Annotated in this window: 28 protein-coding genes and 2 pseudogenes; 20 read left to right on the forward strand and 10 right to left on the reverse strand. The window is 71.1% G+C overall.

Going from position 1 to position 24,507, the window contains the following annotated elements; translation table 11 throughout:
* Nucleotides 1–137: 137 nt before the first annotated feature.
* Nucleotides 138–1,163, reverse strand: a complete 1,026-nt coding sequence (rsgA, locus tag ACFPIJ_RS00970) for a ribosome small subunit-dependent GTPase A (RefSeq protein ID WP_380112597.1) — start codon at nt 1,161–1,163, stop codon at nt 138–140.
* A gap of 88 nt (nt 1,164–1,251) precedes the next feature.
* Here rsgA and ACFPIJ_RS00975 point away from each other — a divergent pair, with 88 nt between their 5' ends.
* From ACFPIJ_RS00975 to ACFPIJ_RS00985, 3 genes are all read left to right on the forward strand, one after another.
* Complete coding sequence (locus ACFPIJ_RS00975) at nt 1,252–1,686, forward strand: hypothetical protein (RefSeq protein WP_380112598.1); 435 nt, start codon at nt 1,252–1,254, stop codon at nt 1,684–1,686.
* 66 nt (nt 1,687–1,752) lie between these two features.
* A complete protein-coding gene (locus tag ACFPIJ_RS00980; RefSeq protein ID WP_380112599.1) occupies nt 1,753–2,439 on the forward strand; it encodes a maleylpyruvate isomerase family mycothiol-dependent enzyme in 687 nt (228 codons plus the stop codon).
* On the forward strand, nt 2,430–3,029 hold the full coding sequence (locus ACFPIJ_RS00985) for an MBL fold metallo-hydrolase (RefSeq protein WP_380112600.1): 600 nt from the start codon (nt 2,430–2,432) through the stop codon (nt 3,027–3,029). The genes ACFPIJ_RS00980 and ACFPIJ_RS00985 overlap by 10 nt, the downstream gene beginning before the upstream one ends.
* 221 nt (nt 3,030–3,250) lie before the next feature.
* On the opposite strand, the pseudogene ACFPIJ_RS00990 reads toward ACFPIJ_RS00985, so the two are convergent.
* Both ACFPIJ_RS00990 and ACFPIJ_RS00995 read right to left on the reverse strand, forming a co-directional pair.
* Nucleotides 3,251–4,036 (reverse strand): annotated as a pseudogene (locus ACFPIJ_RS00990) (globin domain-containing protein); the annotation flags it as partial.
* An 83-nt stretch (nt 4,037–4,119) separates the two neighbouring features.
* On the reverse strand, nt 4,120–5,388 hold the full coding sequence (locus ACFPIJ_RS00995; RefSeq protein ID WP_380112601.1) for an ATP-binding protein: 1,269 nt from the start codon (nt 5,386–5,388) through the stop codon (nt 4,120–4,122).
* A gap of 107 nt (nt 5,389–5,495) precedes the next feature.
* On the opposite strand from ACFPIJ_RS00995, the pseudogene ACFPIJ_RS01000 reads away from it, so the two are divergent.
* Both ACFPIJ_RS01000 and ACFPIJ_RS01005 read left to right on the forward strand, forming a co-directional pair.
* Nucleotides 5,496–5,576: pseudogene (locus tag ACFPIJ_RS01000) on the forward strand (MBL fold metallo-hydrolase); the annotation flags it as partial.
* 44 nt (nt 5,577–5,620) lie between these two features.
* A complete protein-coding gene (locus ACFPIJ_RS01005) occupies nt 5,621–6,328 on the forward strand; it encodes a uracil-DNA glycosylase (protein ID WP_380112602.1) in 708 nt (235 codons plus the stop codon).
* A 7-nt stretch (nt 6,329–6,335) separates the two neighbouring features.
* On the opposite strand, the gene ACFPIJ_RS01010 is transcribed toward ACFPIJ_RS01005, so the two are convergent.
* Nucleotides 6,336–6,860, reverse strand: a complete 525-nt coding sequence (locus tag ACFPIJ_RS01010) for a DUF302 domain-containing protein (RefSeq protein ID WP_380112603.1) — start codon at nt 6,858–6,860, stop codon at nt 6,336–6,338.
* Between the two features lie 152 nt (nt 6,861–7,012).
* Between ACFPIJ_RS01010 and ACFPIJ_RS01015 the strand changes: the two genes are divergently transcribed.
* Complete coding sequence (locus ACFPIJ_RS01015; RefSeq protein ID WP_380112604.1) at nt 7,013–7,420, forward strand: hypothetical protein; 408 nt, start codon at nt 7,013–7,015, stop codon at nt 7,418–7,420.
* Between the two features lie 88 nt (nt 7,421–7,508).
* Nucleotides 7,509–8,495: an NAD-dependent epimerase/dehydratase family protein gene (locus ACFPIJ_RS01020; RefSeq protein WP_380112606.1), complete on the forward strand. Its 987-nt coding sequence runs from the start codon at nt 7,509–7,511 to the stop codon at nt 8,493–8,495.
* A 279-nt stretch (nt 8,496–8,774) separates the two neighbouring features.
* Here the strand turns inward: ACFPIJ_RS01020 and ACFPIJ_RS01025 are convergent, their stop codons facing one another.
* On the reverse strand, nt 8,775–9,557 hold the full coding sequence (locus tag ACFPIJ_RS01025; protein WP_380112607.1) for a class I SAM-dependent methyltransferase: 783 nt from the start codon (nt 9,555–9,557) through the stop codon (nt 8,775–8,777).
* A gap of 205 nt (nt 9,558–9,762) precedes the next feature.
* Between ACFPIJ_RS01025 and ACFPIJ_RS01030 the strand changes: the two genes are divergently transcribed.
* Both ACFPIJ_RS01030 and ACFPIJ_RS01035 read left to right on the forward strand, forming a co-directional pair.
* Nucleotides 9,763–10,812, forward strand: a complete 1,050-nt coding sequence (locus ACFPIJ_RS01030; RefSeq protein ID WP_380112608.1) for a LacI family DNA-binding transcriptional regulator — start codon at nt 9,763–9,765, stop codon at nt 10,810–10,812.
* Nucleotides 10,813–10,980: 168 nt separating this feature from the next.
* Entirely contained in the window at nt 10,981–11,913 is a 933-nt protein-coding gene (locus tag ACFPIJ_RS01035; protein ID WP_380112609.1) for an NHL repeat-containing protein, read from the forward strand.
* Here ACFPIJ_RS01035 and ACFPIJ_RS01040 read toward each other — a convergent pair.
* Nucleotides 11,886–12,920: a helix-turn-helix transcriptional regulator gene (locus tag ACFPIJ_RS01040; protein ID WP_380112610.1), complete on the reverse strand. Its 1,035-nt coding sequence runs from the start codon at nt 12,918–12,920 to the stop codon at nt 11,886–11,888. The two genes, ACFPIJ_RS01035 and ACFPIJ_RS01040, sit on opposite strands and share 28 nt — an antisense overlap.
* Nucleotides 12,921–12,983: 63 nt before the next feature.
* Here ACFPIJ_RS01040 and ACFPIJ_RS01045 point away from each other — a divergent pair, with 63 nt between their 5' ends.
* From ACFPIJ_RS01045 to ACFPIJ_RS01070, 6 genes are all read left to right on the forward strand, one after another.
* Nucleotides 12,984–13,403: a VOC family protein gene (locus ACFPIJ_RS01045; RefSeq protein WP_380112611.1), complete on the forward strand. Its 420-nt coding sequence runs from the start codon at nt 12,984–12,986 to the stop codon at nt 13,401–13,403.
* The gene (locus ACFPIJ_RS01050) at nt 13,403–13,948 is read left to right on the forward strand and encodes a YdeI/OmpD-associated family protein (protein ID WP_380112612.1); all 546 of its coding nucleotides are present in this window, start codon (nt 13,403–13,405) and stop codon (nt 13,946–13,948) included. Before ACFPIJ_RS01045 ends, ACFPIJ_RS01050 begins: the two co-directional genes overlap by 1 nt.
* A 12-nt stretch (nt 13,949–13,960) precedes the next feature.
* A complete protein-coding gene (locus tag ACFPIJ_RS01055) occupies nt 13,961–15,757 on the forward strand; it encodes an alpha-amylase family glycosyl hydrolase (protein WP_380112613.1) in 1,797 nt (598 codons plus the stop codon).
* A gap of 64 nt (nt 15,758–15,821) precedes the next feature.
* Nucleotides 15,822–16,769, forward strand: coding sequence for an LLM class flavin-dependent oxidoreductase (locus tag ACFPIJ_RS01060; protein ID WP_380112614.1), 948 nt, complete (start codon nt 15,822–15,824; stop codon nt 16,767–16,769).
* A gap of 78 nt (nt 16,770–16,847) precedes the next feature.
* Nucleotides 16,848–17,372, forward strand: a complete 525-nt coding sequence (locus ACFPIJ_RS01065) for an aminoacyl-tRNA deacylase (RefSeq protein WP_380112615.1) — start codon at nt 16,848–16,850, stop codon at nt 17,370–17,372.
* A gap of 541 nt (nt 17,373–17,913) precedes the next feature.
* Nucleotides 17,914–18,726, forward strand: a complete 813-nt coding sequence (locus tag ACFPIJ_RS01070; protein WP_380112616.1) for a C40 family peptidase — start codon at nt 17,914–17,916, stop codon at nt 18,724–18,726.
* Between the two features lie 217 nt (nt 18,727–18,943).
* On the opposite strand, the gene ACFPIJ_RS01075 is transcribed toward ACFPIJ_RS01070, so the two are convergent.
* Nucleotides 18,944–19,378, reverse strand: coding sequence for a cupin domain-containing protein (locus ACFPIJ_RS01075; protein ID WP_380112617.1), 435 nt, complete (start codon nt 19,376–19,378; stop codon nt 18,944–18,946).
* A 114-nt stretch (nt 19,379–19,492) separates the two neighbouring features.
* Here ACFPIJ_RS01075 and ACFPIJ_RS01080 point away from each other — a divergent pair, with 114 nt between their 5' ends.
* The 3 genes from ACFPIJ_RS01080 (at nt 19,493) to ACFPIJ_RS01090 (ending at nt 21,588) form a co-directional block, all read left to right on the forward strand.
* A complete protein-coding gene (locus ACFPIJ_RS01080) occupies nt 19,493–19,954 on the forward strand; it encodes a WapI family immunity protein (protein ID WP_380112618.1) in 462 nt (153 codons plus the stop codon).
* Between the two features lie 101 nt (nt 19,955–20,055).
* Nucleotides 20,056–20,343 carry a hypothetical protein gene (locus ACFPIJ_RS01085; RefSeq protein WP_380112619.1) on the forward strand — a complete coding sequence of 96 codons (288 nt, stop codon included), beginning with the start codon at nt 20,056–20,058 and terminating at the stop codon, nt 20,341–20,343.
* Between the two features lie 66 nt (nt 20,344–20,409).
* Nucleotides 20,410–21,588 carry a hypothetical protein gene (locus tag ACFPIJ_RS01090; RefSeq protein WP_380112620.1) on the forward strand — a complete coding sequence of 393 codons (1,179 nt, stop codon included), beginning with the start codon at nt 20,410–20,412 and terminating at the stop codon, nt 21,586–21,588.
* A gap of 132 nt (nt 21,589–21,720) precedes the next feature.
* Here the strand turns inward: ACFPIJ_RS01090 and ACFPIJ_RS01095 are convergent, their stop codons facing one another.
* From ACFPIJ_RS01095 to ACFPIJ_RS01105, 3 genes are all read right to left on the reverse strand, one after another.
* Nucleotides 21,721–22,098, reverse strand: a complete 378-nt coding sequence (locus tag ACFPIJ_RS01095; RefSeq protein ID WP_380112621.1) for a VOC family protein — start codon at nt 22,096–22,098, stop codon at nt 21,721–21,723.
* Nucleotides 22,099–22,249: 151 nt separating this feature from the next.
* Nucleotides 22,250–22,858, reverse strand: coding sequence for a trimeric intracellular cation channel family protein (locus ACFPIJ_RS01100; RefSeq protein ID WP_380112622.1), 609 nt, complete (start codon nt 22,856–22,858; stop codon nt 22,250–22,252).
* 166 nt (nt 22,859–23,024) lie between these two features.
* A complete protein-coding gene (locus ACFPIJ_RS01105) occupies nt 23,025–23,462 on the reverse strand; it encodes a hypothetical protein (RefSeq protein ID WP_380112623.1) in 438 nt (145 codons plus the stop codon).
* Between the two features lie 232 nt (nt 23,463–23,694).
* On the opposite strand from ACFPIJ_RS01105, the gene ACFPIJ_RS01110 reads away from it, so the two are divergent.
* Together ACFPIJ_RS01110 and ACFPIJ_RS01115 are read left to right on the forward strand one after the other, a co-directional pair.
* Entirely contained in the window at nt 23,695–23,904 is a 210-nt protein-coding gene (locus tag ACFPIJ_RS01110) for a hypothetical protein (protein WP_327005529.1), read from the forward strand.
* A gap of 196 nt (nt 23,905–24,100) precedes the next feature.
* A complete protein-coding gene (locus ACFPIJ_RS01115; protein WP_380112624.1) occupies nt 24,101–24,481 on the forward strand; it encodes a hypothetical protein in 381 nt (126 codons plus the stop codon).
* Nucleotides 24,482–24,507 lie beyond the last annotated feature (26 nt).

Below are 24,507 nucleotides of genomic sequence, written 5' to 3' on the forward strand. Positions count from 1 at the left end.
GCAAAGAGTCCGGCAGCAGCGACTTTGTCCCGGTTCGGACACCGTCTCGGTGCCAGCCGACAACTCTAGCCAGGGGGTATGACAATTTTCCGCGCCCGAACGGGGGAACCTCCGTGACATCCACGGGGAACTCTCCGTTACGGGCGGGCCAGCCGTCGCCGGTCGCGGCTTTCGCGTTTCAGCCGCCGTACCGATGCAAGCTTCTGCTCTTTCTGCAGTTTCTGCCAACTCGCGAAGCGACGGGGGCTGAGCTCGCCGTCCTCCACCGCGTCGCGGACGGCACAGCCGGGCTCCTCACCGTGCCGGCAGTCGTCGAACCGGCACAGCGTCGCGAGCTGCGTCACATCCGCGAACGCCCGGTCGAGCCCGGCGACGGTGTCGAACATGCCGACGAGTCGCACCCCGGGCGTGTCGAGGACCGCCCCGCCGCCCGGCATCGGGATCAACGCCCGATATGTGGTGGTGTGCCGCCCGCGGCCGTCGCCACGCAACGTCTGTGTCTGCATGACGGGCGCGCCGGCCAGGGCATTGACCAGGCTCGACTTGCCCGCGCCGGACTGCCCGAGCAGGCCGAGGGTCTTCCCGAACGCCACGAACGGCCGCAACGCGTCCAGGCCCAGCCCCGTGCGCGCGCTGACGGCGTGGACCTCCACCCCGCCCGGCATCTGCTCGGCGAGCGCCTCGGGATCGGCCGCGAGATCACATTTGGTCAGGACGAGCACCGGGCGCGCCCCCGACTCCCACGCCAGGGCGAGGAGCCGCTCGATCCGGCCGAGGTCCGGCGACGGGTCGACCGGCTCCACGACCGCGACCACGTCCACGTTGGCCGCGAGGACCTGACCGAAGGACTCCTCGCCGGCGACTGCCCGGACGATCGCGGTGCGCCTGGGCAGCACCGCCTCGGCGGTCAGCCGGCCGTCGGGCCAGGTCCGCACCACGAGCCAGTCCCCCGCGCACGGCAGCGACTCGGGATCCGCGGCGCCGCGCGCCAGCAGGCCACCTGACAGGCTCGCCCGCAGCGGACCGTCCGACGCGAGCGCGGTGCAGACACCCCGGTCGACGCGGCTGACCCGCGCCGGTCGTTGACCGGGCTGGTCGAACCGGCCGGAGTACAGCGCGGCGTAAGCGTCGTCCCAGCCCAGAGCCGACAGGTCAATAATCATGAACATCCTTCCGAACCCGTGTTCGGAATTCCACGGTAGGTAGCGCGTCCGCACCGCGAAACCGAATATCGGCGTTATCGTCGGGTGCGTGCTCCCCTCGCATGTGCTGGCCAGCGCCGTCGGGCTGCGTCTGGACCGGGCCGACGTCCAGTGGCACGTCTCACCCGGCCAGGACGACTCGCTCATGCGCTTCTGGCTGACCTTCTCCGGCGTCTCGTACGGTTTCCACGTCGGCGCCGAGGACGAGATCCTCGACGTCATCGTGGAAGATCGCGGCACCGACGCCGACATGGGCGTCTACGGCCGGCTCGAGGTCAGGACCGCCTCCCCGGCGGATCCGGCCGCCGCCGCCGTCGGGCAGCGCCTCGTGGTCGTCCACGACCTGTACGCCGGCTATCTGGGCAAACCCATCGGCGCGCGGCTCAGCTTCGAGCACGTCGACCTCAGCGTCGCGGACTGGGAGGACGAACTGCACTGGGCCGCCGGCGACCTGCCACCCGCCGTCGGGGTCCGGCAACGCTGAGTGGTTTGTGTTTCCTGCGGCGTCGGTACGGCGGTGACGCCCTTCCGGCGGCGGTAGGGTTCGGTGGTGACGGCTGATCCGCTCGTGCTGAGCGCCGAACTCGACCGCGCCACCGCTCGCCTGCTCGACACCGTCCGCACCCTCGACGGCAACGGCCTCACCGTCGCGTCCCGGTGCGACGGCTGGACCCGGGGGCACGTGGTGAGCCACCTCGCCCGCAACGCCGACGCCTACCGCAACCTGCTGAGCTGGGCCCGGACCGGGGTGCGGACCCCCGCGTACGCCAGCCGGGAGGCCCGCGAGGCGGGCATCACCGCCGGCGCCTTCCGCTCGCACGAGGAACAGCTCGCCGACCTCACCACCGCCTGCGACCAGCTGCGCGAGTCGATCGACGCGATGCCCGCCGAGAGCTGGACCGCGCTGGTGGAGTGGGGCAGCACCGGCCCGACGCCGGCCGCCCGGGTCGTCTGGTCCCGCGTCTGCGAGGTCGAGCTGCACCACGTCGATCTCGACGCCGGGTATGGACCGCCGGACTGGCCGGCGTCGTTCGCGCTGCGCGTCCTGCACGACCCCGCCACCCCGCACGTGGCGACCCTGGTCTCCGACGACGGCTCGAAACTGCTGTCCGTCGACGGCGAGACCGTGGTCACCGGCCCCGTGCACCTGCTCGCCGCGTGGCTCACCGGCCGGGGCTCCGGCGCCGGCCTCACCAGCTCGACCGGGGAACTTCCCAGCCTGGAGGCATGGAAATGAGCAGCCTGACATTCACCAAGCTCTCCGTCGGCCCGATGGACAACAACGCCTACCTGCTGCGGTGCACGTCGACGGGCGAGGGCCTGCTCATCGACGCCGCCAACGACGCGGAGCGGCTGCTGGAGTTGATCGGGACTTCGCCTGGGGGCATCTCGACCGTCGTCACCACGCACCGGCACCAGGATCACTGGTTCGCGCTGGAGGACGTGGTCGCGGCCACCGGCGCGGCGTCCCTGGCCCACGCCGCCGACGCCCCCGAGATCCCCGGCGTGACGGGCACCCTCGCCGACGGCGACACCCTCCCCCTCGGCGACTGCGCCCTGACCGTGATCCATCTCGTCGGTCACACGCCGGGGTCGATCGCCCTGTACCACGACGGCCACCTCTGGACCGGCGACGCCCTCTTTCCCGGCGGCGTCGGCAACACCTGGGGCGACAAGGCCAACTTCGAATCGCTGATCAACGACGTGACGACGAAGATCTTCGATCGGTTCCCGGACGAGACCGAGTTCCACCCAGGGCACGGCAAGGACTCGACACTGGGCACGGAGCGGCCGTCGATCCCGGAGTGGCGCGCCAGAGGCTGGTAGGCAGCCCGTCCTGCCACACCCGGCGCTGCAGAAGCGGGCCTCTTGCCCTGCCGTGTTCGATTTGCCCTGCCGTGTTCGATCACGGGCGCGGCACTCAGGCGTACAGCGCTTCCGCGGCCGGCCAGATGCTCCAGCATGGAAACCATCGGCGTGAGACCGACGCCACCGCTGAGCAGGACCAACGGTCGGCGGGACGCCTCGTCGAGGAAGAAGTCGCCGGCCGGCGCGCTGACCTGGATCACGTCGCCCGGACCCACCTCCTCGTGCAGATAGCTGGACGCCATGCCGGGTGGTGCGTACGGCGCGTCCTCCGGAGGATCCTCCCGCTTCACCGAAATGCGGTAGTGGTCACGGCCGGGTGCGCAGGAGACGCTGTAGTTGCGCACCACGGACTCCTGGCCAGGGACATTGAGCCGGACCGTCAGGTATTGCCCCGGCCGGAACGTCATCACCGGGCCGGAGTCGCACGGGCGCAGGTAGAAGGATTTGATGACGTCACTTTCCGGAACGACCCGGTCGACGGTGAAGTCCCGCCAGCCCACCCAACCGCCGGGCGTACCGGCATTCCGGTCGTAGATTGCCCGCTCCCGGCGCATCAGGGTGTCGGCGAGGAAGTCGTACGCCTGCGTCCACGCCGTGATCACCTCATCGGTGGCCGCTTGTCCGAGCACGTCCTTCAACGCGCCGATCAACGCCCGGCCGACGTAGGGGTACTGCTCGGACTGGATGTTGAGGCTGGTGTGTTTCTGCGCGATCCGCTCGATCATCGGTCCACACTCGTCGAGACGGTCGATGTTGTCCGCGTACGCGTGGACCGCCCCGGCCAGCGACCGTGGCTGGCTGCCCGACTGCCCGTGGTGGGACTGGTTGAACAGCCTTTTGATCTCCTCGTCCTGGAACAGGATCTCGTACATCCGCCTGGTGACCTCCAGCCCCCGCTCCCTCAGGATCGGCGCGGTCGCCTTGACCGTGCGCACCGTTCGCGGGCTGAGCACGGGACCGGTCATCGCGCATCGCTACCCGCTCCGGGCTACTCAAGGAAGGAGGCAGTGGACGCGTCGAGGCAGTGGCGCGCCCGGGGCTGGTGAGCCTACCTCCAGAGCGTATCGATGGGCACGACGTGCGTGCCGTCATCGTGGGTATAGGCCAGGGCGCCCGTGTACAGCACGAGCCCGGCGATCAAGCGGTCACCGAGCCGGGCGCGAAGTGCCCGCATTCCGCGCAGGTCCTCGCCGTGGACCCGCGTTCCGGACTTGATCTCGAACGCGATGACGTCTCCGTCGTCGCGCTCGAGCACGAGGTCTACTTCATCGCCGGCGGGCGTCCGGAAATGCCCGACGGACACCGGCGCGTCCCACCAGCTGACCTGCTTGAGAACCTCGCCGACGACGAACGTCTCGAGCAGGTGTCCGTAGTCGGTCAGCACCGCTGGATCAGACTTCGCGATCTTCTCCGGCGTCAGTCCGAGCAGCCACGCCATGACACCGGCGTCGACCAGATGCACCTTCGGCTGCCGGGCGACGCGCGAGCCCAGTGTCGTGCCCCAGGCAGGGAGGCGGTGGATCAGAAACACCGCTTCCAACAGGCGGAGGTAATTCTCCGCACTGCTCTTCTCCATGCCGACCGCCTGTGCTGTCGCCGCGATGTTCAGCACCTGTCCCGACCTCGCAGCAAGCTGGCTCAGCAGGCGAGGAAGCATCTCCCGCTGCCGCACGCGGCTCAGCTCGATCACGTCGCGCTCGATCACCAGATCCAGATAGTTGCTGAACCAACGTGAACGTGACCGGCCAGGCGGACGCCGCACCGCGACGGGCATGCCCCCCGACGTCACCCGCCGTGCGTACTCGTCGCGGCTGGTCGGTGACGACTCCGCCGATCTTCCTGGCGATGCGCCACTGAGCAGCCTGTGAACGAACGGCTCGTCCTGGCCGCCATCGATCTCCATCTGGGCGAGGGGCAGCACATCGATGATGTCGACCCTGCCCGTCAACGACTGACCAGCCTGCGGCAGTGTCGAGTATCTGGTCGAGCCGGCAAGCACGAACCGGCCGGGGCGCAGGTCCTGGTTGAGTTCGGCCTTGATCGCATCAAGAAGCTCCGGAACATGCTGGAACTCGTCAATGAGCACCGGTCCCGGCCCAGCCACGAAGCGACCCGGATCGTTACGGACAGCTCCACGGGTCGCCGGGTCGTCACAGTCGATGACCGCCGTGCCGAGCCGCCGGGCAAGCACGTTCAGCAAGGTGCTTTTGCCCACCGTGCGCGGCCCGTTCAGCACGACCGTCGGTTCCTCGCTCAACCGATCGGCCAGAACCCGCGTCAGCCTGCGGTCAGCAAGGCCCGTCAGCGCGCCGTCCACTCCTGAACCCTGTCATCTCTTCCGCGTCTGAGCAACTTTTCTTCCGCATCTGCACGCACAAAGTTCCGCATCTTCCCGACTCGCCGCCGGGGACACTGGCTGTCGGCTTCCATCCGGGGCACGGGGCGGATTCGACGCTGGGTGCCGAGCGTCCGCCGCTGCCGGAGTGGCGGGCGCGCGGCTGGTGACGCTGCCTGGTAGCCGGACCGGGGTGGAAGATAGATTGCGGGCCATGACCGTGCCGGCGAAGCCCGTGTATCTGCTGGACTTCATGCCCGACGACTGGCGGGAGGCGGTCACGCCGTTCGTCGACGCCGCGGTCGTTGCGGCGCTGTCGTCGTTCGTTGTCGAGCAGTACCGGTCCGCCGCGGTGTACCCGCGGAAGCAGGACATCTTCGCGGCGTACCGGTTGTGCCCGCTCGCGTCCACCCGGGTGCTCATCCTCGGGCAGGACCCGTACATCAAGCCGGGACAGGCCCACGGGCTGAGCTTCAGCGTGCCGCCGGGTGTTGCGGTGCCGCCGTCGTTGCTCAACGTGTACCGGGAGATGCGGGACGACCTGGGCGTCGAGCCGCCACCGTCCGGCGATCTGACCGCCTGGAGCCGGCAGGGGGTGATGCTGCTCAACGCGGTGCTGACCGTCCGCGCCGGCACCCCGAACTCGCACAAGGGTCAAGGCTGGGAGAACGTCACCGACGCCACGATCCGGGCGCTGAACGCGAAGGCGGAGCGGGTGGTGTTCGTGCTGTGGGGCGCGGCGGCGAAGGCGAAGGCACCGCTGGTGACGAACGACCGGCACGTCGTGCTGCGGGCGGGTCACCCCAGCCCGATGAACCCGACGGGCTTCCTCGGCAGCCGGCCGTTCAGCCGGATCAACGCGGCGCTCACGGCGGCCGGGACCTTGCCGGTGCGCTGGTCACCGGCGATGCCGAGGCACTGACGGCCGGTCATGGTTGATTGAGGCACGGGGGTACGGGCAGGCGCAGCGCAGCGAGCAGGGCGCCGAGTTTGTGGTCGAGTTCGATGCCGACGGCGGTGATCTCCGGCCGGCCGAGCGAGCCGAATTGCAGGCTCGGCTGGTCCGCCGAGAACAGGACCGGTCCGTCCGGCTCCTGCGAGATCACGGTGCGCAGCGGGGCGTACAGCATCGCGGTCGGATCGTGACGGAACATCCGCTCGGCGATCGTGTGGTTGCCCATGAGGTAGGCGGCGCACCGGGACGTGTCCCCGGCGGCGCGCATGAGCGAGTCGGCGGCGATCTTCCAGTAGATCAGGAACCCGTGGCTCGCGACGGCGTCGGTCAGGTCGCACACCGCCTGCCATCCGGCGTTGTCGGCCACGAGCTGCTCGATGCGCGCGGCTGGGTACTCGGGGACGGCGTCCTCGTACCGGGCGACGACGTCCTCGAACGGGCCCTCGGCCTCGACGACCAGCCGGCGGGCCGCCCAGTCCACGGCGTGCGATCCGGTCATTGCACCTCTCCCGCCTCGCTCATGTGGCGCACGCTTCCGGCGCACGGCACCCATGTACCCACGTTGTCGCGGAGGAACCGAGCCGACGTGGGTAACGGCCGGACCAGATCCCGCTCGTCACCGACCTCACCATTGCCCGGAAAAGCCCGGAGTTGGCAGTCCTGTCGGCACTCGTGCACGGCGGCCGAACGGACCCTCAGCCGCTCTTCGAAGCCTTGCTCACAGGGCTTCACGTCATCGATCAAGAACAGGCCGACCTGTGCACTGACCTCGTACTTACGGTGCTGCCAGCGGCGGCCCGGGCTTACCTGGAGGCACTCATGTCCACCACGGCTCACCAGTATCAGAGCGACTTCGCCCGCCGGAATTTCAGCGCAGGGGAAGCGAGCGGGGAAGCCAAAGCGGTGCTGGTGGTGCTCGACGCGCGCGGCGTTGCGGTGTCGGAGGAGCATCGCACCCTCATCGCCGACTGCACCGACCAGGACCAGCTCGAAACCTGGCTCCGCCGCGTCGGCACCGCTGAGAAGATTCAGGACCTCGGGGACCAGTTCGCCGATTGAACTTCGGTATGAGACGGCCGCGGCGCGCGGGGACGTGGAGGGTTGACGGCGCCGGTGAGTGGGGTGTTCACGCACTAGGCTTGGGCGTATGCGAATCCTGATCGTGGGGGGCACCAGGTTCGTCGGGCGGCACATCACCGAGGCGGCGCTGGCTGCTGGGCATGAGGTGACGCTGCTGCACCGGGGGCAGACCGGGCCGGACCTGTTCCCGTCTGCCACCCACCTGCGGGCTGACCGCAACTCGCTGCCGGACGGGCTGCTGGCGGGCGAATGGGACGCGACCGTCGACGTCAGCGGTTACCTGCCGCGGCAGGTGGACGGGCTGGCCGACGCGCTCGACGGGCGGGGCGGACGGTATGTGTACATCTCCAGCGTTTCGGTGTACGACGTGCCGGCCGGGCCGGGGTTCGCAGAGAGCTCGCCGCTGCTGGAGCTCGAAGACCCGACGGTCGAGGAGGTCACCAACGAGACGTACGGGCCGCTGAAAGCCGCCTGCGAGCGGGTCGCGGAGGAGCGGTTCGGCACGTCGACGCTGATCGTGCGGCCGACGTACGTGGTGGGGCCGCATGACCACCTGTCGCGGTTCACGTTCTGGGTCGAGCGGGTCGCCCGCGGCGGGGAGATCCTGGCGCCGGGGCCGCGGGACGCCGCGATCCAGGTCATCGACGCGCGCGACCTGGCGGACTGGACGATCCGGCTGCTCGGGCGGCCCGGCGGTGGCGTGTTCCACGCGGTCAGCCCGGCGCCGCCGTTCTCGTTCGAGGAGCTCCTGGAGGCGATGGTCGCCGAGGTCGGGCCGCCCGGGACGAAGCTGACCTGGGTCGACCCGGACTTCCTCGGCGAGCGGGGACTGACCGGGGAGACGCTGCCGCTGTGGTCGGCGTTCGACGTGGAAAAGGACCTGAACGCGGCGAACCCGGCGGCGGCGTTCGCGGCGGGACTGTCGCCGCGGCCGCTGCGGCAGACGGTGCGGGAGACGTACGAGAGCGCGCTGCGGGACCCGCTCCCGCCGCCACCGGAGCGGCTGACCGCTGAGCAGGAGTCCCGGGTCCTCGCCGAATGGCACCAACGCTGAGGCACCGAGCCACCCGCCACCAAGGGCGTCGGCGGCGCTGAGCCACTGAGGGTCGGCCAGCGCAGAGGTCGCCGGCGGAACAACGGGCGTTGACGGCGTTGGCAGAGCAGCAGGCGTTGACGGAGCAGCGGGCGCTGGCGGACCTAGCGGCGCTAGCGGACCTGCGGCGCTGACGGACCTGGCGGAACAGCGGCGCTGACGACGTTGGCGGGGCAACGGGCGCAGCGCCGTTCAGACGCAGCGCCGTTCAGACGCAGCGCCGTTCAGACGCAGCGCCGTTCAGACGGCTGTTCCGCGGACCGCGAGGGCCCTTGCGAGGAGCGGGATCGAGCCGTCCGCGGCCCGGGGCAGGCGCTCGCGGAGCAGGTCGCGCAGCGTGTCGCGGTGTTCGGTGGGCAGCGACGCGACGTAGCTCGGGGCGGGGCCGGTGCCACCGAGGAACGGGGTCCAGTAGTCGTCGAAGTCGGCGAAGACCGCCGTCGTGTCGATCGGGCGGGTCGCCACGTCGGACAGGCCGGCGGTGAACCACAGGTCGCTCAGCGTGGCGGTGGAGCAGATCGAGAAGCGGCGACCCTCGTCGAGAGCGGCGGCGGGCGGGTCGAGGCTGGTCGCGGCGTCCCAGAAGTGGCGCATCATGGCCATGCCGTCCGCGTAGTCCCAGACGTACGCGGCGACGAGGCCGCCGGGGGCGCTGACCCTGGTGAACTCGGCGACCGCCTCGGCGGGGGCGGGCACGAAGTTGAGGGCGAGCCCGCTGACGACCACGTCGACGGACGCGTCCGGGACCGGCAGGGCACGGGCATCGCCGGTGATGAAGTGCGCGGCGAGCCGGGACCTGGCGGTGGCGAGGAACCGCTCGGACGGGTCGACACCGGTCACCTCGGCCGGTGCCGCGGCGGACAGGACCGTGCCGGTGAGCGCGCCGGTGCCGCAGCCGACGTCGAGCCAGCGCCGGCCCGGCGGCACGGCCAGCCATTGCAGGAATTCGGCCGCGACGGGACGGCTCCATCGACCGACGTACGCCTCGTAGGCATCGCCCTTCGCCCAGACCTCGTGCACCATGACCGTCACAGTAGGACCCGGAAGCACCACGGTGGGCTCGACGAGAAACGGGGAGACGAACGAGGGACAAACGGGGAGACATGGGATGGCTGGTGCGGCTGCGGCGTTCGGGCTGCTCCGCCGGAGCGGCTGCGGCTGCGCACCGCGACGATGAGGACCGGCGACCGCGGCGACCTCATGCGCGAGTTGCTGCCATAATCCTCCGATGAGTAGCCGGCCGAGCCTCGCACAAGTGGCGGCGCTGTCGGGCGTGTCGGTCAAGACGGCGTCGCGCGCGTTGAGCGGCGAAGGATACGTCGCGGTCGAGACCAAGGCGCGGGTGCAGAGCGCCGCCGACGAGTTGGGGTACCGGCTCAACCGGACCGCCCGGGAGCTGCGCCGTGGTGGCAACACCTCGACGCTCGTGGGGCTGCTCAGCGGCGACCTCGCCAACCCGTTCTACTCGCGGCTCGCCAGCGGGCTCGAGCGCGAGCTGCGCATGCACGGGCTGCAGCTGATCACCGCCAGCACCGACGAGAACCCGGAATGGGAGCGCCGGCTCACGGACTCGCTGCTCGAACGCCGGGTCCGGGGGCTCGTGGTCGCCTCGACGATGGCGGAGCACGGGCACCTGGCCGCGGAGCGGCGGCACGGGAGCCCGTTCGTTTTCGTGGACCGGCCGCCGGTGGACCTGACCGCGGACGCGGTGCTGCTGGACAACCGGGGCGGGGCGAAACGTGCCGCCGAGCATCTGCTCGAGCGGGGGCACCGGCGGATCGGGATCGTCGGGGACCTGTCGCGGCTGAGCACCCACCAGGACCGGGTCGAAGGGTTCGCGGAGGCGATGGAGGCGGCCGGCGTCGCCGACTGGCGCGATTACCTCCTCGAAGACGCGCACGACGTCGACAAGGCCGAACGGGCGGTCCGGGCGCTGCTGGCCCGGGACCCGGCGCCGACGGCGTTGTTCACCACCAACAACCGGATCACGACCGGCGCGCTGCGGGCGATCGGGCACACGCCGTTCCCCGCCGCTGCTACCGCTAAGGACGCCGCCGACAAGGGCACGCCTGCCGGCAAAGGCACGGCGCTGATCGGGTTCGACGAGCTCGACCTCGGGGACGTGCTCGGGGTGAGCGTCATCGCGCACGACCCGGAGGAGATGGGCCGGCACGCCGCGCGGCTGCTCCTGGCCCGGCTCGACGGCGACGACGGCCCCGCCCGGCGGGTCGTGCTGCCGACCCGCCTGATCGAACGGTCGACCACCGCGCCGGTGTGACCAACGAACTGGTGTGACCAACGAACCAGCGTGACCGGCGCACCGGCGTGACCACCGCACCCGCGTACCCGAGAAAAACGACGCCAGCAAATCCCCGAGGGACAAGATCAATCGATTCGCGCCTATAGGATGGCGGGGTCCGATGAGATCTTGAACGGGGAGGACCTCATGCACAGACGCACACTGTTCGCCGGTGCCGCCGGCGTCGCCGCCGCGATCGCCCTGCCCGGCACCGCGAACGCGGGCCCGAGCACGGCAGGCGGCCCCGCGTTTCCCGAGGTGATCGACCTGCCCGACGGCTGGCAGCCGGAGGGGATCGCCACCGGCCGGGGCACCACGTTCTACGTCGGGTCGCTCGCCGACGGCGCCGTGTACCGCGGCAGCCTGGCAACCGGCAGGGGCGCCACGTTCGTCGCCGGTGCAGCCGGGAAGCAGGCACTCGGGCTCGAACACGACCACCGGGGGCGGCTGTGGGTGGCCGGCGCCGGTGGTGGCGGCGCCACGGTCTACGACGGGGACAGCGGCCGGGTCCTCGCCGAGTACGCGTTCGGCGGCACCTTCGTCAACGACGTCGTGGTCACCGGGCGGGCCGCGTACTTCACCGACTCGTACCAGCCGGTGCTCTACGAGGTGCCGCTCGGCCCCCTCGGCCGGCTGCCCGGGCAGTCGGCGGTCCGCACGATCCCGCTGCCGGGCGGACTCGGCGAGGCCGACGCGTTCAACAACGGGATCGAGGCCACGCCGGACGGGCGGCTGCTCATCGTGCAGATGCTCGCCGACCGGCTGTTCGCGTTCGACCCCCGCCACGGGACCGCCACGCAGGTCGACCTCGGCGGCGCCAGCGTGCTCCAGGGCGACGGCCTGCTGCTGCGCGGGATCCACCTGTACGTCGTGCGCAACTTCTTCAACGTCATCGCCAAGTTCCGGCTCAGGCCCGATCTGCGCGCCGCGACGCTCGTCAAGGAGATCACGCATCCGAAGTTCGACATCCCGGCGACCGTGGCCGGGTTCGGCGGGTCGCTGTACGCGGTGAACGCCCGCTTCAACCTGCCCGCGCCCGCCCCGACCGACACCTACTCGATCGTGCGGGTGCCGGCCTGATCCGCGCCTGAGCCGGCAGCTGCGTCTCCAGCTGTGTCTCCAGCTGTGTCTCCAGCTGTGTCTGCCGAAACGGCGGCCTGGTACCGGGCCGCCAGGTCGCGGAGCAGGTCACGGAGTTCGGGCGGGTCCAGGACGGTGAAGGCGAACCCGATCGAACCCAGGAACCCGGCCAGGTCGATGAGCTTGTCGGCGCCGGTCTCCAGCTCGCAGGTGGCGTCGCCGGTCGGGGTGAGCAACCCGGCCGTCGACGCCAGCCGGGCCGTCACGTCCGCGATCGGCGCGTGCAACCGGATGCGGGCCGGCACCCGCCACGCCGTCGACGCGACGCCCCGCAGCACGTGCGCGACGGCGTCACCGCCGGGCGGCTCGCGGGGCGCGAACCGCCGCGGTCCGCCCGGTGACTCGCGCAGCAACACGAGGTCGGCTCGGAACGTGCGCCAGTCGCCGCGGTCCACGTCCCAGGCGAGCAGGTACCAACGCCGGCCCGTGTAGACGAGGCGGTGCGGCTCGGCCAGGCGGCGCCGGTCCTTGTAGTCGAAGCTGATCCGCTCGTGGTCCCGGGTCGCCGCGGCGAGCGCGGTCAGCAGCGCCGCGTCGACCGTCGGGCCTCCCCCGGCCGCCGAGACCGTCGCCGAGCGCAGCGCGTCGACGCGGTGGCGCAGCCGGGGCGGGAGGGTCTGCTCGAGTTTGATCAGCGCCCGCAGCGCCGGATCCTCCAGGCCGGTGACGGACCCTGCGGCCGCCGCGCGCAGGCCCACGGCGACCGCGACCGCCTCCTCGTCGTCCAGCAGCAGCGGCGGCGTCGCGGCGCCCGCGCCGAGGCGGTAGCCGCCGGTCGGGCCGGTGCTGGAGTCGATGTGGTACCCGAGGCTGCGCAGCCGCTCGACGTCGTTGCGGACGGTCCGGGTGGTGACGGCGAGCCGGTCGGCGAGGGCGGCGCCGGACCAGTCGCGGCGGCTCTGCAGCAACGACAGCAGCCGCAGCAGCCGCGCCGAGGTCTCCAACATTTCTCGAAGTCTGCCAGACATTGCGGAACGTACCTTTCCGCAATGGCCGATAGCGTCGTACCCATGAGCAACGACACCGGCAAGGCCAACAACAGCTTCCGCGGTTTCGCCACCCTCAGCTACTTCGCTGCCGACCACGCCGCCGCCACGCGGTGGTACGCGGAGGTGTTCGGGATCGAGCCCTACTTCGAGCGGCCCGGCTACGCCGAGTTCCGCATCGGCGACCACCAGGACGAGATCGGCATCGTCGACAGCAGGTACGCGCCGCACGACGTCTCGGTCGCTCCCGCCGGCGCCTTCATGTACTGGCACGTCGACGACCTCGAAGGCACCCTGGAGCGACTCACCTCGATGGGCGCGACGCCGTTGCAGCCGATCACCGAGCGCGGGCCCGGCTTCGTGACGGCCGCGGTCACCGACCCGTTCGGCAACATCGTCGGCATCATGCACAACGCCCACTACCTGGAGATCGTGAACGCTTGATGGAACCGATCCTGTTCGCCGACACGGCCGCGTTCGAGACGTGGCTCAGCTCGCACCATGGCGAATCCCGCGAAATATGGATCCTGGTCGGCAAGAAGGGCAGCGGAGTCGCCAGCCTCTCCGTGGCGGAGGCGCTCGACGTCGCCCTGTGCTTCGGGTGGATCGACGGGCAGCGCAAGGGGTTCGACGATCGTCATTTCCTGCAGCGGTATGTGCCGCGCCGTCCCCGCAGCACCTGGTCGCAGGTCAACGTGGCGAAGGTCGAAGCGCTGACCGCGGCCGGCCGGATGCGGCCCGCGGGCCTGGCCGAGGTCGCGAAGGCCCAGGCGGACGGGCGGTGGGCGGCGGCGTACCCGTCGCAGCGCACCGCCACCGTCCCGCCCGACCTGGCCGATGCCCTGGCCGCCGACGACCGGGCCCGGGCGGCGTTCGACGCGCTGCCGGGCACCGAGCGGTACCTGCTGATCCTGAACCTGGTGAAGCTGCGAACGGCGGCCGGCCGGACCGCGCGGGTGAAGGCGATCCTCAACCAGCTGTCGGCGTGAGACGGTGGTCCGATGGAGCCGAGAAGCGTCCTGGACATCGACCTCCGTGCGCTGACCGACCGGGTCTTCCACCCGTCGCCGGCGGCGTGGGAAGACGAGGTGCTGTACTTCCTGCTCGTCGACCGGTTCTCCGACGGGCGGGAGGACGGCTACCTCGACAACGCGGGTTCGCCGGCGACCGGCGGCACCCCGTTGCTGCGTACCGCGGACCACGGCAACGCCGTCGCCACCGAGGAGTCGGCGGCGGCGTGGCGGGCGGCCGGGGGCGGATGGGTCGGCGGGACCCTCGCCGGGCTGCGGACCAAGCTCGGCTACCTGCGCCGGCTCGGGGTCACCGCCGTCTGGATCAGCCCGATCCTGCGCCAGGTGCCGGGCGCCGGCACGTACCACGGCTACGGCACCTACGACTTCCTCGCCGTCGACCCGCACTTCGGCACCGGCGAGGACCTGCGCGACCTGGTCGCCGAAGCGCACCGGCTCGGGATCCGGGTCGTCCTCGACATCGTGCTCAACCACGCCGGGGACGTGTTCGCGTACGAGCCCGACGTCGTGCCGTTGTGGAGCGGGCAGCCGTACCCCATCCGCGGTCTTCGTGGCGACGGCGTCTGGCCTTCGGAACTGCAGCGCCCCGGCACCTTCACCGGCAAGGGGCGCATCGTGGACTGGGACCGGTTCCCCGAATACGTGGAGGGCGACTTCGACGAACTGAAGGACATCCACCTTGGATCCGGCGACTCCGACGGCTACCGGCCGTCGCCGGCGCTGATCGCGTTGACCCGGGCGTACCAGTACTGGATCGCGTACGCCGACCTCGACGGGTTCCGGGTCGACACCGTCAAACACATGGACCAGGGCGCGGCCCGGTACTTCGCCTCGGCCGTCCACGAGTTCGCGCAGTCGATCGGCAAGGAACGCTTCTACCTCATCGCCGAGATCACCGGCGACCGCGCGTTCGCGGTGCGGACCCTGCAGTCGACCGGGATGGACGCCGCGCTCGGCCTCGCCGACGTGCAGGACCGTCTCGAGTGGACGGTCAAGGGCGCCCGGGACCCGGCGGAGTACTTCACGCTGTTCCGCAACTCGCTGCAGGTCGGCGTCGACTCGCACACGTGGTTCCGGGACCGGGTCGTCACCGGGTACGACGACCACGACCAGGTGCGCAAGGGACCGTCGAAGGCGCGCTTCGCCGCCGACGACCTGGGCCGGCGGCTGGCGGTCGCGGCGCTCGCGCTCAACGCGACGACCCTCGGCATCCCGTGCGTCTACTACGGCAGCGAGCAGCTGTTCGACGGCCGGGGCGGCAACGACCGGTACATCCGGGAGGCGATGTTCGGCGGGTCGTTCGGGCCGTTCCGCAGCCGCGGCCGGCACGCCTTCGACGAGACCCACCCGGTGTACGTGGAGCTGGCCAAGATCCTTGCGCTGCGGCGCCGGATCCCGGCATTGCGGCGGGGACGGCAGTACCTGCGGGAGATCTCCGGCAACGGGGTCGAGTTCGGGCTGCCGCGGCTGCTCGGTGACGGTGTTCCCGGGGCGCTGCGGTCGGTGGTGCCGTGGTCGCGGATCTTCGCCGACCATGAGGTGGTGCTGGCGGTCAACACCGACCCTTTCGAGGCACGGACCGCGTGGGTGACGGTCGACGACGGTCTGCACGCGGAGGGCTCGACGCTGACCTGCCGGTATTCCACAGACGCCGGCGCAGCCGCCGGTGGTGTCGGCGGCACGGTGCCCGTGGAGGCGCGCAACGGCAAGGCGGTGCTGCTCACGGTGCCCGCGGCGGGGTTCGTGATGTACGAGGCAGCGGGCTGACTGTGGGGCTGACTTCGGGGCTGACGGGTGGTCGTTTCGATCATGCGGCTGGCAGCATGGCGGAATGACGACTCTGGGTGCCGTGTTCGTGCCGCAGCTGCCGCCCGAGCGGCTGCGCGCCGTGGTCCGCGCCGCTGACGAGAGCGGGCTGGAAGAGCTGTGGCTGTGGGAGGACTGTTTCCTCGAGAGCGGGGTGGCGACCGCGGCGGCGGCGCTCGCGTGGTCGGAGCGGCTGCGGGTGGGGGTGGGGCTGCTGCCCGTCCCGCTGCGCAACGTGGCGTTGACGGGGATGGAACTGGCGACGCTGTACCGGCTGTTCCCGGGGCGGGCGCTCATCGGGGTGGGGCACGGGGTGCAGGACTGGATGGGGCAGGTCGGAGCGCGGGCCGAGTCGCCGGTCACGCTGCTGCGCGAGTACGTGACGGCGCTGCGGGCGCTGCTGGCCGGGGAGCGGCTCAGCGTCCAGGGCAGGTACGTGCGGCTCGACGGGGTGGCGCTCGACTGGCCGCCGACGGCAGCGTCTGTCGGTGCTGCCGGGGCTGATGGTGCTGCCGGGGCTGCTGGTGAGGCTGGGGCGGGCGGTGCGGTGCTGAACCCTGGGGTGCTGGTCGGGGCCGGTGGGCCGAAGACGTTGCGACTGGCTGGGGAGGTTGCCGACGGGACGATCCTGAGCGGTGGCACCGACGTCGACACGGTCAGGGCGGCGCGGCGGCTCATCGACGAGGGACGGCAGGCGGCCGGGCGGAGCGCACCGCATCCGGTCATCGTGTACCTGCACGCCGCGACCGGTGACGGCGCCGCCGAGCGGATGGCGGCGGAACGGGTCCGCTGGGGGTATCACGACGGGCAGGACGTGTCGGTGGTCGGGGACGCGCATGCCGTCGCCGACGCGGTCGGCCGGTGGGCGGACGCGGGCGCGGACACCGTGGTCCTGCAGCCGACCGCGGACGACCCGGACCCCGAGGGGTTCATGCGGTTCGTGGCGGAGCAGGTGCGGCCGCTCGTCGCGTAGGGCTGGCTGGCGCGGCGGTCTGGCGGGCGGGTGCGGCGGTGGGCGTACCGTGGCGGACACCGACGAAATGGAGTGCCTGTGTCCTCGAATTCCGGTCCAGAGTCGACGCCGGACGCTGCCGGGCTTGCTGGTGCTGAGAATCCGGCGGTCGCGGCGGTTGAGGGCAGTGGGATCGCGTTCCGGGTCGTCGAGCACGGGCCGGTCCGCAGCCTCGCCGAGGCCGCGGCGGCGCGCGGTGTGGCGGTCCCCGACGTCGTCAAGACGATCGTGGTGCGGGTCGGCGACGGGGACTACCGGTTCGTGCTCGTGCCCGGCGACCGGGTCATCTCCTGGCCGAAGCTGCGCGGGCTCCTCGGGGTCAACCGGCTGTCGATGCCGGACGCGGCGACTGCCCGCGACGCGACCGGCTACGAGCGCGGGACGATCACCCCGTTCGGCTCGACGACGGCGTGGCCGGTGATCGCCGATGAACGGATCCTGGGGCGGGAGATCACGCTCGGCGGCGGGCGGCACGGCGTAGCGCTCGCCGTCGACGCCGGCGCGGTGGTCGGGGTGCTGGGGGCAACGGTCGCGGACGTGTCCGACGCCGAGGTTCCCAGCTGACGTTTTCCCAGTTGACGTTTCCCGGCTGACGCTGAGCGCCGGCGGCCAGTTTCCGGTTGATCGATCCGCGCTTTTCCCGGTCAGCCTGGACGGAAAAGTCCGCGCCTATGGCAATTTGCGTAAAAAGCCGGACTTCTTCGGAAACTGTGGGAATGTGGCACTGGCAACCATCATTGCCCGGGTTTCCGGCAGGTGCGTCCCGGCGGTTCACCGTCCGGGAGGCGCGGCTCAGACCATGGCAGCGCACGCGCGACGTGCCTGCCGCGGCGGGTCACCGGAGAGCGCAGGAGAGCCCCGGGCCTAGCGGGGAGTCGCACTGTCCACACATCCATTACGCCGTCCCGGCGCGGCGGTCCGCCGCAGCGTCAGCACGGCGAACACATCGAGCGTCAACGGCAGTGGCCACGTCCGGGACGGCTTCCGGACCAGCTTCCGATCCAGCCTCCGGACCGGCTTCCGGGCCAATCTGCGCAGCGGCGTCGGCACCGTGCTGTGCGTGGTGCTGTGCGGCGTCGCCGGGAGCGCGCCGGCGCACAGTTCCGTGGAACACGAGACAACGGGTCACCGCGCCCGGGTCAGCACGACCGCGCCGCCGGCGGGTGTTCATTCGCTCGCGTACTACCGGGGGACGATGGTCGACGAACGCGCCGAACTCCGCGAGATACGGGCCGCGAGCCGGGACGCCATGCGGGCCCGGATCGCGCTCGCCGGGGCGGCGAACCAGCCCGGCGGCACCGCACCGCCGGCCGGCGCCAACCAGGTCGAGGGCGCTGGGACCACATCGGCGACCGCCGCGGGGGCGGCCGCCGCACGGACCGGGAAGCGGGCCCGACCGGCCCCGAAGGCCGACCGGGCGCGGCCGGCCACGACGCGGACCGGGCCCGGGCGGCAGCGCACGTCGACCGCACGCGCCACGCCACCACGCAAGGCGGCGCGGGCCACACCGCGGACCGCGGCACCACGGATCCCAACACCACGGTTCACGGCACCCGCCGGGGGCAATGGCGGCGGTTTCGCCGACGGCGGGGGTGGGGTGGTCGGGTTCGCGCTCGCACAGGTCGGCAAGGGGTACGGGTACGGCTCCGTCGGGCCCGATCGGTTCGACTGCTCGGGCCTGGTCGCCGCCGCGTACCGGCGGGTCGGGATCTCCCTGCCGCACCAGACCGGCGCCCTGGCCGCGGTCGGCCGGTCGGTCGGCCGTGGTGAGCTGCGCCCCGGCGACCTGGTGTTCCCGGCGGCGGGCCACGTCGGCATCTACATCGGCGGCGGGCGGATGGTGCACGCCTCGACCGAACGCGGCGGCGTGAAGATCTCGCCGATCTACGCGTTCAGCTTCGCCCGGCGGGTCGCCTGACCCACGCGGTCCACATCGGACTGTGTGAATAGGTCTGTGCGGATCGAACTGTGCGTTGCGGACGGTCCACCCCGGATGGCATGACCATCCGAGGTGGACCGTTCGGCGTCTGGCGGGCCGTGCCGGATGGCGGGCGGCCTGATTGGGCGCGGAGCCCGGTCGGTCGCCAGGTCGGCCGCCGGGCGGGCAGGGCGGGCAGGGCGGGCAGGGCGGGTGGTCAGGGTGCCAGGCGGAAGTCGGCGAAGTCGAAGCCGGGGGCGACGACGCAGCTGACGAGGACCGGGTCGGCGCCAGTCGGGGTCGCGGCCTGCCACACCCCGGCGGGGATCAGCACCTGAGGGCGCTCCCCCGCGGCGACGTCGCCACCCAGGAGCGTGGTCGGGCCGTCGCCGGGGCGGTCACCCGAGCCGCCGAGGCGCAGGGCGAGCGGACCGCCCGAGTGCCAGAACCAGATCTCGTCGGAACGGACCACGTGCCAGGCCGACTCCTCGCCCGGGTGCAGCAGGAAGTAGATCGCGGTCGCCGCGTGGCGGGGGCCGTCGTAACCGTCAGGGGCGAACGTCACCGGGGAGCGCCACGTCTCCCGGAACCAGCCGCCTTCGGGGTGCGGCGCCATGTCGAGCAGTTCCGCCAGCCGCGGTCTCGTCGTCATCCCGTCACGGTAGCGGCCGTCGGCGCCCGGGAGGGCAGCGTCCGGCCGAACGTCCGGTGCGCTCGGGCGGCGCGCTTGCGATGCTGGCTGCATGCAGGTCGTGAGGTTGAGGTCGTGAAGCTGGAAGCACCGGGCGGCGGCACCGTCGAACTCCGCGTCGTCGACCGCACGGCGCCCGATCCGGCGCTGGACCCGGCCCTTGAACCCGCCCTTGGCTCGGTGCTGTTGGTCGTCGAGGGGGTCGTGGACGCCGGGGACGGTCGGGCGTGGACGTTCCGCGACGCGTGCCTGACGGCCGCGGAGGCGGCGACGCTCGGCGGCTGGCTGCTGCGGGCCGCGAAGGGCCGGCTGGAGCTGCCGGACCGGCTGGCGTTCGCGTCGCCGAGCCTCACGTTCACCCTGGAGGAGCACGACCACCTCCAGCCCCGCGTCACGGTCGGGTTCTCCCTGGCGGCGGCGCCGCCGTGGCTCGGTGACGAACGCGACCGCACCTACGACTACCCGGTGACGCTCGACCTCGACCCCGGAACCCTCGAAGCGGCGGCCGTGGACTGGGAACGGCAGGTCAGCGGCTGACCGGCACAGGACCTGACAGACCCCCCAGGACTGACACCCAGGGCTGGCAGTCGCAGGGCCAGCAGCAGGGCGGTCGTGACACGCTCGGTTATGGTCGCCGCATGGCGATCGAGTTCGTGCACGACGAGTACATCCTCGTCCTCGACGGCCGGGTTCTGGAGATCTTCCGGCGGCACGGTCAGGACACGCAGCGGTACCACGTCGCGTTCCTCGGCGTCTACGTGAAGCCGAAGGGCGACCGGTTCAAGGTGCAGGTCGGGCTCAGCTACGGCGAGCAGGTCCTCGGCGGCACGACCCTGACCCTTGACCAGGTGCAGTTCGCCAGGTTCCAGGAGTTCATCGGCTACGCGACGGCGGCCCGCGACAGCGCACCCAACCCGCCGAGGTAGTGAGCGGCCAAGCCGCCGGAAGCCGCCGGAGGTCCCGGTCGTGGTGCCCGGTCGTAGGATCGCCGGATGCGACGACGCACCGCGGCTGCTGCACTGATGACCGTCGTTCTCGCGCTCGCCGGCTGCGGCGGCTCGCCGGACAAGACCGCGTCCAGCGCGCCGGCTGCCAGCGGAGCTGGGTCGGCGCAGGGCGTTGCGCCGTCCGTACCGGCGACGCAGAACGCGAGCAGCAGCGCCGCGGCGGCGCCCCCAGCGAACAACGGCAACCCCGGCGGCCGGGCCACGGTCCCGGCGGAGGCGCGGGCCGTCGACACGTCGAAACCGACGAGAGTCGTCGGCAACGGCACCCCGGGCAGCTGCACCTCCGAGGCCGTGGTGTCGGCGGTCGCAGCGGGCGGGATCATCACGTTCAGCTGCGGGCCGGAGCCGGTGACGATCACGATGAAGGCCACGGCGAAGGTCAAGAACGTGCAGGGCGCGAAGATCGTGCTCGACGGTGGTGGCAAGGTGACGCTCAGCGGTGAAGGCCGGCGGCGCATCCTGTACATGAACACGTGCGACCAGAAGCAGGGCTGGACCACGTCGCACTGCCAGGACCAGGACCACCCGTCGCTGACCGTGCAGAACCTGACGTTCGCCGACGGCAACTCGACCGGCGAGACCGCGGAGGGCGGCGGGGGCGGCGCGATCTTCGTGCGGGGCGGGCGGTTCAAGGTCGTCAACTCGCGCTTCGTGCGCAACCGCTGCGACCAGAACGGTCCGGACCTCGGCGGCGCCGCGATCCGGGTGCTCAGCCAGTTCCACAACCAGCCGGTGTACGTCGTGGGCAGCACCTTCGGCGGCGCCTCCGGCCAGGGCGGGGTGTGCGCCAACGGCGGCGCGCTGAGCAGCATCGGGGTGTCGTGGGTGGTGCTGAACAGTGTGCTGTCGTACAACTCGGCGGTCGGCAAGGGCGCCAACCCGGCCCGCGCCGGCACCCCGGGGGGCGGCAGCGGCGGTGCGATCTACTGCGACGGCAACCTGTTCACCGTCCGGCTCGCCGGGACGCTCGTCGAGCAGAACAAGGCGAACGAGGGCGGCGGGGCGGTGTTCTTCGTCAGCAACGACCGCAGCGGCACGATGTCGATCGAGAGCTCGACGCTGCGGAAGAACCCGAGCGCCGGGTTCGAGACGCAGGGCTTCCCCGGCATCTTCTTCCTCGGCGCCCGGCCCCCGTCGGTGTCGTCGTCCTCACTGACGAAATAGGTACGAGCGCTGTGTCACGGGCGCTGTCATGAGCGCTGTGTCACGGGCGCTGTCATGAGCGCTGTGTCACGGGCGCTGTCATGAGCGCTGTGTCACGGGCGCTGTCATGAGCGCTGTGTCACGGGCGCTGTGTCATGAGCGCAGGCAGGCGCAGAACGGGTGACCGGCCGGGTCGAGCAGGACCAGGTACCGGTCGGGCGCGGGCTGGAAGTCGGGGCGGGTCGCGCCGAGCTTGAGCGCGCGTTCCTCGGCGTCGGCCAGGTCGTCGACGTAGAAGTCGAGGTGGAACTGCTTCGGCACGGGCGTCGCGTCGACCGGGTCGGGCCAGGTCGGCGCGGTGTATCCGTCGATCTGACCGAACCCGATCGACGTGGTGCCGTCGCTGATCATCGCGTATTCGGCCTGGGTGTGGGTCACCTCCCAGCCGAGGACCTCGCTGTAGAAGGTGGCGAGCACCGGCGGTTCGGCGCAGTCGATGTTGACCATGATGAGCGTGGCGAATCCAGACATGCCCTCATCCTGCCGCCGGTTCCTGCCATCTCATGTCAGGAATCCCTCGAAAGGTTCGAGGCTGCGATGCCCGGAGACTGCGATGCCATGGGGCTGCGATGCCATGAGACTGCGACGCTGAGTGGCTGCAGAGAGCCAGGTGACTGCGGAGCTAGGTGGCCGTCGGCGCGGACCAGTTGCGGCGCAGCGCGATCATCCGCAGGACGAAGACGAGCACCGCGGCCAGGGCGATGCTCACGGGGCGCTGCATGTGCAACGCGTCCAGGGCCGCGACCGAGGCGCAGCCGAGCAGCCCCGCGACGGCGTAGATCTCGCGCCGCAGCACGGTGGGGATCTCCCCGGTGAGCAGGTCCCGGATCAGACCACCGCCGATCCCGGTGATCATGCCGATGATGCAGGCGCCGACCGGCGGGATGCCGGCGTCGAGCGCCTTCAACGTGCCGGTCACGGTGAACAGGCCGAGCCCCGCGGCGTCGAGGACCAGGACCGTCCAGTGCAGCCGGCTGACCGTCGGATGCAGCCAGAACGTGGCCGCGGACGTGACCACGGCGACGGCCGCGTACCGCCAGTCGACGAACGCGAACGGCTGCACGTTGACGAACACGTCGCGCAGGATGCCACCGCCGAGCGCGGCCATGAACCCGACGAACACCACCCCGAACAGGTCCAGCCGCTTCGCCACACCGGCGGTCGCGCCCGAGGCGGCGAACACGGCGATGCCGACCAGGTCGACGACGAGCAGCAGGCTGAGCTCTGACACGGTTGTGCTCCAGCGGTGCGGGAAGGCGGTACGGAAACGGTGGTACGGGAACGGTTGTACAGGAACCGTTGCACGGGACGGTCGCACGGGACGGCGGCGTGACACGGGCGCGGCGCCACACGGCACCGCGCCCGTTCTGTATACGGCACGCCGAGCGGGCTCAGCGTCAGATGTTGTTGATGACCGCCATGTTGGTCTCGTGCTGCATCGCCATCATGTCGGAGACCGCGGCCGCGTCGTAGTAACCGCCGGTGCCGGAGCTCGCGGCGGTCTCTGTGTCTGCGGTCTCTGTGTCGGCGGTCTCTGTGTCGGCTGCCGTGTCGTACTGGGAGATGTCGCCGTCGAGGTTGCCCCCTGACCCGTCGTAGTCGGCCGTGTCGGCCGGTTCGGCGGTCAGGTCGGTGTACTCGCCGGTGAGGGCGTTGTAGGACTGCTCGTAGACGCCGTCGCCGTCCTCGTCGAGGGCGGCGAAGTCGGCCTCACCGTTGCCGTCGAGGTCGCCGACGATGACGTTCGCGCCATCGTCGGTCGTGTAGATGACGGCCTGGTCCTCAACGCCGTCACCGTCGAGGTCGGTGGTGAACGGGGTGTAGTCGTCGCTCATATCTGGTGGCTCCTTCAAAGGCTGATCTGGGTGCTGTGCTCATTCAGGTGCTGTGCTCATTCAGGTGCTGTGCGAGTGGAACCGTACGAGCAGGCCCGCCGCCCTGACTCCCCCATTGCTGCCAACCGGACAGCGAGGAAGATCACCGGACGGGTTTGCGTCACAGGGGCTGCGGGGTATCCAACCGTCGATTCGAAGAAGACGAGTTCGTTCGATAGATGGAGGCAGTCCCGTGGGCAGAGGATCCGGTATCGGCGGGGTCATCCTCGTCATCTGGCTGATCATCGGCGTGATCGCGGCAGGGCAGCGCGGCTATTTCGACAGCGAAGACACGAACTGTGCGAAGACCGGCACGATCCTCGTGACGATCGTCGCCGGCCCCCTGAACTACCTCGGGGTCAACCCGAAGATCAACTGTGACCTGCCGGAGCCCTCGAAGTAGCGGCTCCCGGTCGGACGCGAAGCCGGTGCCTCCGTCAGGGCACCGGCTTCAGTGCTTCCTCAGTGCTGTCCCCCGGTGCTTTCCTCAGTGCTGTCCCGAGGCTGTCCCGAGGCTGTACGGCCGCCGGCTGGCCGGTCCAAGCCTGCTCACGGCGTCCTCCCGGTTCGCTTTCAGCGGGGCGCGTTAGCTTCGGCGCATGGATGAGCACAAGGCACGGCGGGTGGTCGACACGCTGCGGGAGCGGGGCGTACCCGCGCATCTGGAACTGGCGAAGGCCGGGTTGTCGGCATTCGGCGTGCGGATCGCGCTGCCGGACGGACGCAGCGCCGTCTGGGACACCGACGGCACCGCCGGCCTGGAGGCGCAGGTGATGCGGGACGGGATGCTCGTCGGGTACGTGCCGATGATCGAAGGCTCGGACACCTTCACCGAGGCGCAGGTCGTCGACGCGATCGCCCGCACCGAGTACGACCGGCCCGTCGCCCGGCAGCGGCCGGTGGCGCCGCCGCCCGGGCCTGCGCTGCCCTACGAAGGCGGGTTCTTCCGCCGGTTCCGGTCCGGATTCCGCACCAGCTGACGCGCCGCAAGCAGCTGACAGCGCCA

It is taken from the genome of Dactylosporangium cerinum (genome assembly GCF_042653625.1).
GTDB classification, from domain to species: Bacteria; Actinomycetota; Actinomycetes; order Mycobacteriales; family Micromonosporaceae; genus Dactylosporangium; species Dactylosporangium cerinum.